Origin of the sequence: Ottowia sp. (assembly GCF_047601385.1) — a bacterium.
GTDB lineage: Bacteria > Pseudomonadota > Gammaproteobacteria > Burkholderiales > Burkholderiaceae_C > Ottowia.
Genome location: NZ_JASGJP010000001.1, coordinates 1,615,608 through 1,630,022, shown reverse-complemented (window position 1 = coordinate 1,630,022; position 14,415 = coordinate 1,615,608). Strand labels below are relative to the sequence as shown.

The window sequence follows — 14,415 nt, the reverse complement described above, 5'->3', positions numbered from 1 at the left end:
GCGGCTTCTGCCGCGCAGACTCCTAGCCGGATAAACCGCGCTGGCTGGATACTTCCCTGCGGTACTGCCCGCCAGCGCTTGCCAACCGGGCGCTGGATGCCTATTACTCCTGGGAAGGATAAAAACGCCCCGCTTTTCGGCGGGGCGTTTCCACGTGTGGAGCGCCGCGTGGCGGCTCGGCTTGCTCGACCAGCGCGCTGCTCGGCCAGGCCGGATTCGCTCACGCGTTCTGACGCGGCGGCGGTTTCAGGGCGGCCTGAACAGCGGGTCGCGCCGCCCCGCTTCGTCGGACAGCAGCCCGTCGATCAGTTGCTGGCGCGAGCCGATCCGCAGGCGGTTCATCAGTTCGCGGTTGTAGGTCTTGAGCGTCAGCACCGTGATGCCCAGCGCCTGCGCCAGCTCGGCCAGGCTGGTGCTGCGCGTGCTGGCCACCACCAGGCGCTTTTCGCGCGGGCTCAGCGGCCAGCCGGCCAACCGCCGCGCCACCGTGATGTCGATCGCCTCCAGGTAGCGGATGCCCGCCACCACCAGCGCCTCGGCCGGGGCGCCGTGGCCGGGCATTTTCTCCAGCACGAACTCGAACCGGCCCCAGGGCTGGTGCAGGCACACGCGGCGCTTGAGCTCCGGCACGGGCTGCTCGAACATGGCGCTTGCGGCCTCTCGCACCTGCGCCGGCAGCGCCTGCCAGTCCATGCGCGCCCAATCCAGCGTGTGCATGTTGGCGCCACCTTGCAGGTAGAGCAGCCGCGCCGCTTCCTGGCTGCGGGCCGCCAGCGCGCCATCGGGGCGGATCAGCAGGCTGGCCTCGCCGGCCAGCGCCGTCTCGACCGGTGCCGGTGCCTGCCAGGCGTGGTGACGCCGGTCCAGCCCGGCCAGCGCCTGCGCGCCGCGCCACAGGCGCGCCTGCTCGGCGTCGGTGAAGGGGCCGGCCTCCGGCTCGCGGTACACGCTCAGGAACCCATAGCCCTCGCCCTGCGCGATGCGCACCGGCGCCAGCGTGGCCCAGCGTTGGCCCTGTGAGGCGAACACCTCGTCGAAGAACGCCGTGCGCGCGAATTCGGGCGCGGCGATGAACTGGCGGAACGACTCGCCCCGGCTGTCCCACTGGGCCGGGATCGGGCACTGCGCGAAGAAGTCGCTGGCGTGGCTGATCCACCACTGGTAGGCGCGCAGGCTCATGTGCTCCGTCATGAACGCGGTGGGGTTCATGTCGGCGTCCGTCCAGCCGAAGCTGCCCACGGCGCAATGAACGCGGGCGCGCACGATCGCCAGGATGCTCGGCATCAGCGCCAGGCTGGGGTAGGGCAGCCCGGCCAGCAGGCTCAGGTGCGCCAGCCAGTCGCGCTCGGACGCGAAGTCTGGGTCGATCTCAACGCCTGGCAGGCCGTTCAGTCGGTAGCGCACGGTGGCTTTCTCGTTGCACGGGCGCACAGCATGCCACGGCCGGCCACCCGGCAACCCTCCACCACGGTGGAGTTACGCCGCATGGAGGCGGTCTCTACATTGCCTGCGTTCCATACGAAGCAGAGGATGAGATGAGGGATCACCGTGATTGCACCCCGGGCGCGCGGCGCGCCTGGATTCCCCTGGCCGCGCTGGCGCTGGCGGCGGCCGGGCTGCCCGGCGGCGCCGGCGCGCAGACCCGGCCGCTCAACGACACCGGCCAGACCCAGTGCTTCGACGCCAGCAACGCCTCCGTGGCCTGCAACGCCGCCATCTCCGGTCTGCCTGGGCAGGACGGACGCTATGGCCGCGACGCCGCCGCTGCGGCCGGGGTGCTGGTCAAGCAGGGCGCAGGCAGCGCCGGCTTCGACTTCACCCGCTTGTGCATGAACGGCCAGGCTGCGGGCGCCGGCACCTGCCCTGCCAACCCCAGCTACAACACGGGCGCCAACCCTACCGCCACCGAATGGGCCTGCACGCGCGACAACGTCACCGGCCTGGTCTGGTCCTTGCAGACGCGGCTGGAGTTCTGGGACACGGCCATCACGCCCGCCTTTGCCGCCACCGGCCACAACGCCATCAGCCGCTGCGGCAGCGCCACCGGCTGGCGCCTGCCCACCAACGCCGAGTTGCTGACGCTGGCGACCTACGGCGGCAGCAACCCGGCCATCGACTCAAGCCATTTCCCCGATACGGCAGACTTTCCCTACTGGACATCCACCCCAGGCACCGCCTCGAACACCGCCTGGGCCGTGGATTTCGCCACCGGCGGCAACAACCTCTACAACACGCTCGGCGCCACCTACGTGCGCCTGGTGCTGCCCAGCGGACTGTGAACGCCATGACCGCCGCCACCTTCCTCCGCGCCGCCGCTTTGGCGCTGCTGGCGCCCGCCGCCTGGGCCGCGCCCTTCACCCCCCATGCCGACGGCACCGTGACCGACGCCGCCACCGGCCTGGTGTGGGACGACTGCTACCTGGGCCAGGGCGTCAGCGACCTGCGTTGCCCGGCCACCACCAGCACGGCGCAACTGACCTGGCCCGAGGCGCTCACGGCCGCGCAGACCATGAACGCCCTGGCCTACAAAGGCCATGCCGACTGGCGCGTGCCCAACATCAAGGAGCTGCTGTCGCTGCGCGACCTGGGCCGCACCCTCAGCCCGTCCATCGACCCCGCCGCGTTTCCCGACACGCTGCCCGGGCAATACTGGACCTCGACCACGCTGGCATCGTTCCCATCCGCGGCGTGGACGGTGCATTTCTCGTTCGGCGACTCGGTGTTCGCGCCCAAGACCGACCCGCTGTACGTGCGCCTGGTGCGCGGCGGCCCGTCGCCCAACGCCTTCGATGCCCTGGACACCACCCCGCCGGTGACCACCGCCGGCCCCACCGTCACGCCCGGCACCGGCGGCGCCAATGCCAGCGTCAGCGTGACGGTGAACGAAGACGCCACCGGCTACTGGCTCGTGTTGCCCGCCGGCCAGCCCGCGCCCACACCCGCCGTGCTGGCTGGCGGCGGACCGATCGGCACCGCTGGCGCGCCGATTGTTCTGGGGGCCGGCGCGCCGGCGAGCTTTTCCGTCAGCGGTCTGACGGCGGGCGCGGTCTACGTGCTGTATTTCGTTGCCCGCGACGGCAGCGGCAACCTGCAAGCGAACGTGACGGCCACGGTGTTCACCGCCGCCGCGGCGGCAGCGCCCACGGCCGTGCCCGCGACCTCGGCCTGGGGGCTGGCGCTGCTGGCGGCGCTGCTGGCAGGGCTGGGGTGGCGCCGCTGGTTGAGGGTTTGAACGCAGGGCGGCCCCAAGCGTGTTCGGAAGCGCCGAGGGCAGCCCGATGCGCGCCGCTTCCCTCGCCGACGCCGTGCCGCTGGTGCAGATCATCGAGGCGCGCTTCGAGCCGATGACCCCGGCGCTGCTGGACGCCGTGCTGGCCATCGAGCAGGCCGCCTACAGCCACCCCTGGACGCGCGGCAACTTCGAAGGCACGCTGGCCGCCGGCCACCAGGCGCAGTGCCTGCTGGCGGGCGGCGAGCTGCTGGGCTACTTCGTCGCCATGCCGGGCTTCCAGGAGGTGCACCTGTTGAACATCACCGTGGCGCCCGCGTTCCAGCGCCAGGGCTGGGCGCTGGTGATGCTGGACGCGCTGGCGCTGTGGTCGCGCGGGCAGGGGGCCGAATGGCTGTGGCTGGAGGTGCGCATCGGCAACGCGCGGGCGCAGAAGATCTACCTGGAACGGGGCTTCGCCCGCGTCGGCGTGCGCAAGGGCTACTACCCGCTGGGCCAGGGCGAGCGCGAAGACGCCGTGGTGATGAGCCTGCGGCTGGCGCAGGGGTGAACGCCTCGTCCACCCTGGTGCCGGCCGCGCCGGGCCGCGCGCACCGGCCAGTGGCCCGATGCGCAGGCTGCCCCGCCCGGGGTGCATACTCCTGACATATCCGGTCGCTGGCGCTTGCCAGCCGGGCGATGTAGACAGATACCCCTGCTTTCAATAAAAAACGCCCTGCCTTCCGGCAGGGCGTTTTCACGCGCGGGGAGCCGCTTTATTCTTTATTTCTTGCGCGCCGCGATGGCCTTCTCGGCCTTGTCCACCAGCGCGTTGCCTATCTGCGGCTTCCACTTGGCGACGATCGGCTGCGTCACCTTGACGAACGCGTCGCGCTCGGCCGGCGTCAGCTGCACGATGTTCACGCCCAGCGCGGCGATGTCTTTCAGCAGCGGCTGGCCGGGCTCGACCATGCCCTTGCGCGCGATGGCGATCTCTTCCTTGCCGGCTTCGATGGCGGCCTGGCGCACGGCCTCGCGGTCGGCCGGGGTCCACGAGTTCCACACCTCCTTGTTGACCACGAACACCAGCGGGTCGGCCACGTAGCCCCACATGGTCAGGTTCTTCTGGCCCACGGTGTGCAGCTTGGCGGCGGTGAAGATGCTCATCGGGTTCTCCTGCCCGTCCACCGCGCCGCTGGCCAGCGCGGGCTGCGCGTCGGCCCAGCTCATCTGCGTGGGGTTGGCGCCCAGGGCGGTGAAGGTCTCGACGAACAGCGGCGAGCCGACCACGCGGATCTTCAGCCCCTTCATGTCGGCCGGCGTGCGGATCGGGTGCTTGGAGTTGGTGATCTCGCGGTAGCCGTTCTCGCCCCAGGCCAGGGGCACCACGCCGGCGGTCTCCAGGATCTTGAAGATGTCCTTGCCCACCTCGCCCTGCGTCAGCGCGTCGATGGCGGCGTAGTCGGGCATCAGGAAGGGCAGCGAGAACAGGTTGAGCTGCTTGACCTGCGGCGACCAGTTGATGGTGGAGCCGATGGCCATGTCGATCACGCCCTGGCGCAGCGCGCTGAACTCGCGCGTCTGGTCGCCCTGGATCAGCGACACGCCGGGGTACAGCTTGATGTTGATGCGGCCGTTGGTCTTCTCCTTGACCTTGTTGGCCCAGATCTCGCCGCCCTTGCCCCAGGGGAAGGCGGTGCCGACGACCAGCGACATGCGGTATTCGGACTTGTAGTTCTGCGCGTGCGCGGGCAGGGTGGCGCCCAGCGTCAGCGCGGCGGCGGCCGTGGCGGCCAGGGTCAACAGGGTGCGGCGGAATCTCATGTCTTTTCTCTCCTCGGGTTGCTACACAAAAAATAGCTGCCGGCGCTCGTCTGGCAAGCGCTGGCGGCCGGAAACATCAATAACCCAGCACGCGCGGCAGCCACAGCGCCAGCTGCGGCCAGATGATGACGGCCACCATCACCAGGCCCATCGCCAGCAGCATCGGGCCGACCCAGCGCACCGTCTGCTCCATGCGCACGCCGGCGATGCGGCACGACACCATCAGGTTCACCGCCAGCGGCGGCGTGAACTGGCCCAGCGCCACCTTCAGCGTCAGCAGCACGCCGAACCACACCGGGTCCCAGTTGTAGTGCTGCACGATCGGCCACAGCAGCGGCACGAAGATGAGGAAGATCGACACCCCGTCGAGGAACATGCCGATGGTGATCAGCATCAGGATCAGCAGCGTCAGCACGCCGTACTCGCCCAGGCCGGAGTTGACGATGGCGTTGGTCACCGGGTCGATCACGCCCAGCGTGGACAGCGAGTAGGCGAAGATGCCCGCCAGCGACACCACCAGCAGGATCACGGCCGACAGCTCGCCCGACTCCTTGAGGATGGGGAACAGGTCCTTGAACGTCATCGTGCGGTGCACCACCATGCCGACGAACAGGCCGTAGAACACCGCCACCACGGCCGCCTCGGTCGGCGTGAACCAGCCCATGCGCATGCCGCCCAGGATCAGCACCGGCGCCGCCAGGCCCCAGATGGCTTCAAGGAAGCTCTTGCCCAGCGGCGGGCGCGGCAGGCTCGCCTCCAGCTGGCCCATCCTGTGTTTGCGCGCCAGCCACACCGCCGGCACGATCAGCGCGATGCCGGCCAGGATGCCGGGGATCATGCCGGCCGCGAACAGCGCCGGCACCGACGCGCCCGGCACCAGCACCGAATACACGATGAACGCCACCGAGGGCGGAATCAGGATGTCGGTGGCCGCCGCCGCGCCCACCACGCTGGCCGAGTAGCTGGCCGGGTAGCCGGCGCGCGACATGGCGGCGATCATCACCGCGCCCACGGCGGCCGCGTTGGCCGGGCCGGAGCCCGAGATGCCGCCCAGGAACATCGCCACCACGATGGCGACCAGCGGCAGCATGCCCGGCCCGCGCCCGACCAGCGCGATGGCGAAGTTGACCAGCCGCAGGGCGACGCCCGAGCGGTCGAAGATCGAGCCCACCAGCACGAACATGGGGATGGCCAGCAGCGGGTACTTGCCCAGCCCGGCGTAGAAGTTCTGCGGCACCGCCAGCAGGCCGAACCAGGGCGCCTCGGCGTTGGCCAGGCCAATGGCCGCCGCGCCCGCCAGCCCCAGCGAGGCGCCGATGGGCACGCCCATCAGCATGGTGACGATGAACAGGGCGAACAGCAGGGTGGCGATCATGAAACTTGGCCCCCACGCTTCGCTGCTTCGCATGCTGCGCTGCCCCCCGAGGGGGCCTTCGCCGCCTTCGGGCGGCCGGGCGGCGGCTCACAATGCCCCCACGCTTCGCTGCTTCGCATGCTGCGCTGCCCCCCCGAGGGGGCCTTCGCGCCTTCGGGCGGCCGAGCGGCGCTCATGGGCGCCGCCGCGTCGGCAGTGATGGATTCATGGTCAAAAAGGCCGTCAGACCGCGCCAAACAAGCGCTGACAGCTACTAAAAGAGGAGTATTCACCTGCGTCACGGCGCATGCTCCTCGGCCCGCACCTCGGGCGAGGTCGGCAGGCCGGGGTTGTCGGCCGCCGCGCGGCCGCCGCGCCGCAGCAGGCCGATGGCGCGCAGCGTGATGGCGGCCGAGATGATCGGCAGCCACATCGTGTACCACCACTGCGGCACGCCGATGCCGGGCGAGGTCTCGCCGTAGCGCACGTCGTCGTACAGCACGCGGGCCGACAGCACGGTCATCAGCGCGAACAGCAGCGCCACCATGGCGGCGCCGAACCTGGCCAGCGCGCGCTGCCGGGCTTCGGGCCCCGAGTCGGCGAAGTACTCGATGCGGATGTGCCGGTTGCGCGCCACCGCCGCCGAGCCCGCCACCATCGCCAGCACGATCATGAGAAAGATCGAGACCTCCTCCGTCCAGGCGAACGAGGCGTCGGTGAAGTAGCGCACCAGCACGTTGGCGAAGGTGATCAGCGCCAGCAGCGCCATGATGAGCACCGTCAGCCAGTCCTCGATGGCCAGCGGCACGCGCGGCGCGGCGCCCTCTTCGGCGGCGGGCGCGGTGGGTTCGGGGGAGCGGGGTGGGGAGGAGGACATCGGGGGGTGGAAACTGCCGGCGCGGAATGCAAAGCGCGGCCCGAGCGGCCGCGAGGCGTTATCTTAATTGCCGGCGGCGCCCCAAAGCGCACTCATACGGGGTGTCGAACTCAGCGCAAACCCTGAAGCCGGCCCCGGGCGCAATGCGAGAATTTGCCGCATGACCACGCCCCCCACCCTCACCCTGACCCGCCCCGACGACTGGCACCTGCACGTGCGCGACGGCGCCGCGCTGGCGGCCGTGGTGCCGCACACGGCGGCGCAGTTCGGGCGCGCCATCATCATGCCCAACCTCAGGCCGCCGGTGACCACCGCCGCGCAGGCGCTGGCCTACCAGGCGCGCATCCAGGCCGCCGTGCCGGCCGGCACGGCCTTCGAGCCGCTGATGACGCTGTACCTCACCGACAACACGCCGGAGGGCGAGATCGCCCGCGCGGCCGAGGCCGGCGTGGTCGCCCTCAAGCTCTACCCCGCCGGCGCCACCACCAACAGCGACGCCGGCGTGACCGACGTGCGCAAGACCTATAAAACGCTGGAAGCGATGCAGCGCGCCGGCCTGAAGCTGCTGGTGCACGGCGAGGTGACCGATGCCGACATCGACCTGTTCGACCGCGAGGCCGTGTTCATCGACCGCGTGATGATCCCGCTGCGGCGCGACTTCCCCGAGCTGAAGATCGTCTTCGAGCACATCACCACGAAGGAAGCCGCGCAGTACGTGGCCGATGCCGACGCGCACACCGCCGCCACCCTCACCGCGCACCACCTGCTCTACAACCGCAACGCCATCTTCCAGGGCGGCATCCGCCCGCACTACTACTGCCTGCCGGTGCTCAAGCGCGAAGTGCACCGCCAGGCGCTGGTGCAGGCGGCCACCAGCGGCAGCACGCGCTTCTTCCTGGGCACCGACAGCGCGCCGCACCCGGCCCAACTGAAGGAGCACGCCAGCGGCTGCGCCGGCTGCTACACCGCCCACGCCGCGCTGGAGCTGTACGCCGCCGCCTTCGAGGCCGCCGGCGCGCTGGACCGGCTGGAAGGCTTCGCCAGCTTCCACGGCCCCGACTTCTACGGCCTGCCGCGCAACACCGGCACGGTGACCCTGGTACGCGAAAGCTGGACGCCGCCGGAGAGCTACCCCTTCGGCGAAGCGCAGGTCAAGCCGCTGGCGGGCGGCGAGCCGCTGGCGTGGCGGCTGGGTTCTTTCTGAACGAGGGCGTGCGGTGGATGAACTCGATCAAAACAACAGTCGGTCGGCCATCAACCGGGCAAAGTATTTTCTGAGTTTGGCGCGAGGGGTGCCTGCGACCGACCGTGAGCGGTATGAGGCGTATATCGAAGCATCCGTCGTGTTCGCCAGATCCGCGCTGCACAGGCTGCACACACATTTCCGCGCGCATCCTCGGTTCAAGGTACTTTGGGACTCGCTGCTGAACGATGAAGCGGTCAATTTCTTCCGGCTCCATCGGGACAGGATTCTCAAGGAGGCGCCCCCCGGCCTGGGCCAGAGGATCATGCCGGGTGACGGGGCGACGTGCGCCGACGATCTGTACTTCTTCGAGGCCGAGGTGCCAGCCACGCAAACCCTTGCCAGGCATCTGGACCGTCTGGACGCCATTCATCAGCGGTGCCTCAGTCTGGAGAAATTCGGATTCGACATCGACGACGACATACCTTTCGATGCGTCAGTGACTGACGGCGAGAAGCGTGCCGCGCGGGCGATGGAGACATACAGCGATTTGCGTCGGCAGAAGTTCGAGGATGGCAAGCAGTGCTTTTACTGCGCGGGGACTGGCGAGACCGGAACGGGCGTGACTTGCACGCACTGCCGGGGACTGGGCTACCTCGGATGAAGAGGCGCCCGTCTGGGCGCTGGTGTCTGGCGTGAAGGTTCTGGCCAACAGGAGTGAGGAAATGATTCATTGGCATCAAGGAAAGCACCAGGATGGACGCTGATTCCCGCCCCCTGCGCATCGCCCTGCTCATCGACGCCGACAACGCGCCGGCCGACCTGATCGACGAGATCCTGACCGAGCTGTCCACCCTGGGCGTCATCAACGTCCGCCGCGCCTACGGCAACTGGACCAAGCACGGGCTGAACGGCTGGCAGGAGCGCCTGCTGGAGTTCGCCATCCGCCCCATGCAGCAGTTCGACTACTCCAAGCGCAAGAACGCCAGCGACATGGCGATGACGGTGGACGCGATGGAGCTGCTCTACACCGAGCGGCCCGACGCCTTCGGCATCGTCTCGTCCGACGCCGACTTCACGCCGCTGGTGATGCACCTGCGCGCCAAGGGCGCGGCGGTCTATGGCTTCGGCATGGCGCAGACGCCCAGGCCCTTCGTCAACGCCTGCTCGCGCTTCCTGTACCTGGAGGCGCTGGCCGAGGCGCGCGCCGACGCCCAGCCCGATGCGCAGGCGGACACGGCCGGCGTGCCGATCGCCGCTGTGGCCGCGCTGATGGACGAGCCCGCCGCCCCCCGGCCCGAGAGCCCCGCCGCGCCCGCGCCGGCCCCCGCGCCCCGGCGCATCCGCGTGCCCACCGCGCAGCTGCGCCAGGACACGGCGCTGATGAACCTGCTGCGCGACGCCGCCATCGCCATGCAGGACGAATCCGGCTGGGCCAAGGTGGGCGCCGTCGGCACGCAGATCGGCAACAAGGTCTCGTTCGACCCGCGCAACTACGGCTACGCCACCCTGAGCAAGCTGCTGGCCGCGACCGGCGCGTTCGAGTTCCGCGACGAGGGCACCTCGCGCGTGAGCGTGCGCGACAAGCGCCCGGCCGCCGCCAAGCCGCGCTGAAGAGGTTCATGCCGAGCCCCGCGCCGGCCATCGACTGGCACGCGCCCTGGTGGGCCCCGGTGCGCGCGCGGGGCCAGGCGGCGCTGGCACGCTGGCAGGCCGGCGCCGACGTGGCTGAGGCGCTGAACGCCGCGCCCGGCTGCCCGGTGCGCTTCGTGCCCCAGGCCGCGCTGCCGGAGGGCGAGGCTTACGAGCGGTTCATCTACCAGCAGCGCGCCGTGCCCACGCGCGACAACCTGCACGACTTCTTCAACGGCCTGGTCTGGCACGCCTTCCCGCGCACCAAGCAGCGCCTGAACGCGGTGCAGCACGCCGAGATCGCGCAGGGCGGCGTGGGCGCGCGGCGCGGGCCGGTGCGCGACGCCGCCACCGTGTTCGACGAGAACGCCGCCCTGCTGCACGCGCCCGACGCGCTGTGGCAGGCGCTGGCCGCGCGCCGCTGGGCCGACCTTTTCGGGCCGCTGCGCCCGCTGTGGGGGCGAGGCCAGCCTGCTGGTGTTCGGCCACGCCGCGCTGGAGAAGCTGGTGGCGCCCTACAAGTCGATCACGGTGCACGTGTGGCGCGTGGCGCCGCCGTTCGACGCGGCGGGCGAGCTGGCGGCGCTGGACGCCTGGCTGGCGCGGGACCTGACGGCCGGGAAGCTGGCGGCCAAGCCCTTCGCCCCGCTGCCGGTGCTGGGCGTGCCCGGCTGGTGGCCGGGCAACGAGGCGCCCGGCTTCTACGACGACCCGGGCGTGTTCCGGCCCAGGCCGACAGGTTGAGAATAAAAATAGCCTCCAGCGCCCGTCCAGCAAGCGCTGGCAGCTATCGATAGCAGAGCAATCGAGCCTACAGCGATTCCGCCACCTGGCGCAGGAAGCGCTCGCACTGCGCCAGCTGATCGGGCTCGACGAACTCGTCCACCTTGTGCGCCTGCTCGATCGAGCCCGGCCCGCACACCACGGTGGGGATGCCGGCGCGCTGGAACAGCCCGGCCTCGGTGCCGTAGGCCACCTTGCGCACGCTGGCGTCCTGCGTCAGCGCGCGCACCAGCTGCGTGATGGCGGCCTGCTCGCTGGCGTCCAGCCCGGGCGCGGCGGCCAGGTTCTCGAACTCGACGCGCGCCTCGGCGTATTCACTGCGCATGCGCGGCAGCAGCTCGCCCTGCACGTAGGCCTCGATGCGCGCCTGCACCTCGGCCGGCGGCACCACGGGCAGGTTGCGGAACTCGTAGGTGAACTCGCACAGTTGCGCGATGGTGTTCATGGCGATGCCGCCGCTGACCATGTTGGTGGTGATGGTGCTGTAGGGCACGTCGTAGCAGTCGTCGAACGGCCCCTCGGCGCGCCAGGCCTCGGCCACGTCGCGGATGGCGCAGATCAGCCGCGCCGCGTGCTCGATGGCGTTGCAGCCGCGCGGCGTCAGCGACGAGTGCGCGGCCTTGCCGTGCACGCGGCAGCGCCAGGCGTTCAGGCCCTTGTGTGCCACCACCGGCTTCATCGACGTGGGCTCGCCGACGATGCAGCCGTCCACCCGCACGCCGCGCGCCTGCAAATCGGCCAGCATCACGGGCGCGCCGATGCAGGCGATCTCCTCGTCGTAGGAGAAGGCCAGGTGCAGCGGCCTGGCGCGCGGCGTGGCCAGGAACTCGGGCACCATGCCCACCGCGCAGGCGATGAAGCCCTTCATGTCGCAGCTGCCGCGCGCGTAGAGCTTGCCGCCGCGTTCGGTCAGTTTGAAGGGGTCGCTGGTCCAGTCCTGCCCGTCCACCGGCACGGTGTCGGTGTGGCCCGACAGGGCGATGCCGCCCTGCGTGCCGCCGTCCCGCGCCGGCAGGGTGCAGAACAGGTTGGCCTTGGTGCCTTCGGCGTTGTGCGTCAGCCGGGGATCGAGCCCCTGGCGGCGCAGGTCGTCGCGCACCGTCTCGATCAGGCCCAGGTTGGCGTTGCGGCTGGTGGTGTCGATGGCGGCCAGCGCCGTGAGCCAGTCGAGGGTGTTCATGGGTCGTGCCTGCGGGGGGAAAGAAGCCGGCAGTTTAGGCGCTGGCCGGAACCCGCGCGCTTGAATCTGCTCCAATGGGCCGTATCTGAAATATCCACGATCTGCCAGAGGGAATCCATGAAACGTATCGCCTTGTTCGTGCTCACCAACATCGCCGTGATGGTGGTGGTGGGCATCGTCACCAGCCTGCTGGGCGTGGGCCGCTACACCGGCGCCAACACCGGCGATCTGATGATCTTCTCGCTGGTGGTGGGCTTCTCCGGCGCCATCGTCTCGCTGCTGATGAGCAAGACCATGGCCAAGATGAGCATGGGCGTGAAGATCATCGAGCAGCCGGCCAATGCCGACGAGGCCTGGATCGTGGAGACGGTGCGCAGGTTCGCCGACAAGGCCGGCATCGGCATGCCCGAGGTCGGCATCTACGAGGGCGAGCCCAACGCCTTCGCCACCGGCGCGTTCAAGAACTCGGCCCTGGTGGCCGTCTCCACGGGCCTCTTGCGCGGCATGACGCGCGAGGAGGTCGAGGCCGTCATCGGCCACGAGGTGGCGCACGTGGCCAACGGCGACATGGTGACGATGGCGCTGATCCAGGGCGTGATGAACACCTTCGTGGTGTTCGCCAGCCGCGTCATCGGCTCGCTGGTGGACGGCTTCCTGCGGCGCGGCAGCGACAGCTCGGGCCCCGGCATCGGCTATTACGTGACGACCGTCGTGCTCGATATCCTGTTCGGTTTCCTGGCCGGCATCGTGGTGGCCTGGTTCTCGCGCCAGCGCGAGTTCCGCGCCGATCGCGGCGCCGCCCAGCTGATGGGCCGGCCGCAGCCGATGATCAACGCCCTGGCGCGCCTGGGCGGCATGCACGCCGACGGCCACGAGATGCCCAAGAACATGGCCGCCATGGGCATCGCCGGCAGCATCGGCAAGCTGTTCTCCACCCACCCGCCGATGGAGGAGCGCATCGCCGCGCTCAAAGCCTACCAGGGTTGAGTTTTAAGTAAAAAGTGCCTCCAGCGCTTGTGCAGCAAGCGCTGGCAGCTATCAAAACCGCAGCGTCCGCGAGGGCCTGCGGTTTTTTCATGGCGGCCCCGGGGCGTTCGCTAAACTGCGCGCAAACCGACCCGGAGTCCCCATGGAACTGCTTTCGATCGCCGGCGGCGAACTGCACCTCCACCGCGATGGCGGCGATCGCCCCGTCGCCATCGAATCCCGCTTCGCGCGCGACCTGCTGGCGCGCGACGCCGCCAGCCGCCGCAACACCTCCTGGAAGTACGCCGAGCGCGAGGAGTCCGGGCGCGGCATGCTGTCGGGCGCGCAGCTGTGGGGCCGGAGCGGCGCGCCGGGCGCGGCGGTGGCGCCGCCGCGCTTCCTGCACGCCTGCGCGGGCGGCCAGCCGGGGGTCATCTACTACCTGTTGCAGGTGGCCGGCAGCATCGGCCTGTTCCGCTACCACGTGGACGAGCAGCGCGAGGTGCGGCTGTTCCACCGCAGCGCCACGTCCGTGCTGGGCATGACCTACGACGGCGACGCGCGCCGCCTGATCCTGGCCAACGCCCACCCCGACTGCACCGCGCACCTGGACGTGTACGACGAGGACGGCAACCACCAGGGCACCGTCACCGGCGGCGACTGCATCGACGCCGCGCCCTCGCGCATCTGGGGCCTGCCCAACGCGCTGGTGTACCAGTCCAGCGGCGTGGCGCGGCACCCGCAGCACGGCTACGTGGTGGCGCTGGGGCACGCGGTGATCAACCGGCTGAACTTCGTCACCGGCGAGATCGACACCGTGCTGGACGACCCGGCCTACGACCACGTGGCGCCGCGCGCCGGCCGCGACGGCGCGCTGTACGCCATCCGCCGCCCGGTGGAGAAGCCCGCGCACGAGCAGGCCGGCATGGCGCTGAAGGACACGGTGATGATGCCGCTGCGCCTGGGCAAGGCGGTGTTCGGCTACCTCAACTTCTTCTCGCAGATCTACGGCAAGGAGCCGCTGAAGTCGGCCGGCGGCCCGCGCGCGCCCGAGCTGGACCAGGACCTGGGCCAGCTCTGGCTGCACGGCCGCATGATCGACCTGCGCAAGGTCAAGACCGACGCGCAGCACGCCGGCAGCCTGGTGCCCGGCTCGTGGGAGCTGATCCGCATCGGGCCGAACAGCCGCACGCCGCAGGTGCTGGCGACCCACGTGGCGGGGTTCGACCTGCGCGCGGACGACGTGCCCGTCATCACCAACGGCTACGAGGTCACGGCGCTGGAGGGTGAGCGGCGCGTCAGGCTGGCGCGGCGCGACTTGGTGGAAGCGGTATCTGTGGTCTGATGCCAAGGTGCGTTCAAGAATCTAGGAGTCTGCGCGGCAGAACCTGCGCCGGCTGCAACGCGC

General features: G+C 70.1%; 13 protein-coding genes and 1 pseudogene. 9 read left to right on the top strand and 5 right to left on the bottom strand.

Translation table 11 applies throughout. The features are described 5' to 3' along the window. Nucleotides 1-246: 246 nt before the first annotated feature. Nucleotides 247-1,404 carry a hypothetical protein gene (locus tag QM772_RS07920; protein WP_415135236.1) on the bottom strand — a complete coding sequence of 386 codons (1,158 nt, stop codon included), beginning with the start codon at nucleotides 1,402-1,404 and terminating at the stop codon, nucleotides 247-249. 131 nt (nucleotides 1,405-1,535) lie between these two features. On the opposite strand from QM772_RS07920, the gene QM772_RS07915 reads away from it, so the two are divergent. Genes QM772_RS07915 through rimI form a run of 3 tightly spaced genes read left to right on the top strand, consistent with a single transcriptional unit; the run spans nucleotide 1,536 to nucleotide 3,779 of the window. Then, a complete protein-coding gene (locus QM772_RS07915; protein WP_415135234.1) occupies nucleotides 1,536-2,279 on the top strand; it encodes a DUF1566 domain-containing protein in 744 nt (247 codons plus the stop codon). A 5-nt stretch (nucleotides 2,280-2,284) separates the two neighbouring features. Next, entirely contained in the window at nucleotides 2,285-3,232 is a 948-nt protein-coding gene (locus QM772_RS07910; protein WP_415135232.1) for a DUF1566 domain-containing protein, read from the top strand. A 46-nt stretch (nucleotides 3,233-3,278) separates the two neighbouring features. Further along, nucleotides 3,279-3,779: a ribosomal protein S18-alanine N-acetyltransferase gene (rimI, locus tag QM772_RS07905; RefSeq protein WP_415135230.1), complete on the top strand. Its 501-nt coding sequence runs from the start codon at nucleotides 3,279-3,281 to the stop codon at nucleotides 3,777-3,779. Nucleotides 3,780-3,991: 212 nt separating this feature from the next. Here the strand turns inward: rimI and QM772_RS07900 are convergent, their stop codons facing one another. From QM772_RS07900 to QM772_RS07890, 3 genes are all read right to left on the bottom strand, one after another. Next, complete coding sequence (locus QM772_RS07900) at nucleotides 3,992-5,032, bottom strand: DctP family TRAP transporter solute-binding subunit (RefSeq protein ID WP_415135228.1); 1,041 nt, start codon at nucleotides 5,030-5,032, stop codon at nucleotides 3,992-3,994. A gap of 76 nt (nucleotides 5,033-5,108) precedes the next feature. Further along, on the bottom strand, nucleotides 5,109-6,407 hold the full coding sequence (locus QM772_RS07895; RefSeq protein ID WP_415135226.1) for a TRAP transporter large permease: 1,299 nt from the start codon (nucleotides 6,405-6,407) through the stop codon (nucleotides 5,109-5,111). Between the two features lie 277 nt (nucleotides 6,408-6,684). Then, nucleotides 6,685-7,263 carry a TRAP transporter small permease gene (locus QM772_RS07890; RefSeq protein ID WP_415135224.1) on the bottom strand — a complete coding sequence of 193 codons (579 nt, stop codon included), beginning with the start codon at nucleotides 7,261-7,263 and terminating at the stop codon, nucleotides 6,685-6,687. 160 nt (nucleotides 7,264-7,423) lie between these two features. Here QM772_RS07890 and pyrC point away from each other — a divergent pair, with 160 nt between their 5' ends. From pyrC to QM772_RS07870, 4 genes and pseudogenes are all read left to right on the top strand, one after another. Next, nucleotides 7,424-8,467, top strand: coding sequence for a dihydroorotase (gene pyrC, locus QM772_RS07885; RefSeq protein WP_415135222.1), 1,044 nt, complete (start codon nucleotides 7,424-7,426; stop codon nucleotides 8,465-8,467). 13 nt (nucleotides 8,468-8,480) lie between these two features. Then, nucleotides 8,481-9,110: a hypothetical protein gene (locus QM772_RS07880; protein ID WP_415135220.1), complete on the top strand. Its 630-nt coding sequence runs from the start codon at nucleotides 8,481-8,483 to the stop codon at nucleotides 9,108-9,110. A 92-nt stretch (nucleotides 9,111-9,202) separates the two neighbouring features. Then, nucleotides 9,203-10,060: an NYN domain-containing protein gene (locus tag QM772_RS07875; RefSeq protein ID WP_415135218.1), complete on the top strand. Its 858-nt coding sequence runs from the start codon at nucleotides 9,203-9,205 to the stop codon at nucleotides 10,058-10,060. Nucleotides 10,061-10,068: 8 nt separating this feature from the next. Further along, nucleotides 10,069-10,822 (top strand): annotated as a pseudogene (locus QM772_RS07870) (DUF3025 domain-containing protein). Nucleotides 10,823-10,889: 67 nt separating this feature from the next. Here QM772_RS07870 and argE read toward each other — a convergent pair. Beyond that, entirely contained in the window at nucleotides 10,890-12,041 is a 1,152-nt protein-coding gene (gene argE / locus QM772_RS07865; protein WP_415135216.1) for an acetylornithine deacetylase, read from the bottom strand. Nucleotides 12,042-12,158: 117 nt separating this feature from the next. On the opposite strand from argE, the gene htpX reads away from it, so the two are divergent. Together htpX and QM772_RS07855 are read left to right on the top strand one after the other, a co-directional pair. Then, nucleotides 12,159-13,028: a protease HtpX gene (gene htpX, locus QM772_RS07860; RefSeq protein ID WP_415135214.1), complete on the top strand. Its 870-nt coding sequence runs from the start codon at nucleotides 12,159-12,161 to the stop codon at nucleotides 13,026-13,028. A gap of 142 nt (nucleotides 13,029-13,170) precedes the next feature. Next, nucleotides 13,171-14,352: a hypothetical protein gene (locus QM772_RS07855; RefSeq protein WP_415135212.1), complete on the top strand. Its 1,182-nt coding sequence runs from the start codon at nucleotides 13,171-13,173 to the stop codon at nucleotides 14,350-14,352. The last annotated feature ends 63 nt before the right edge of the window (nucleotides 14,353-14,415 follow it).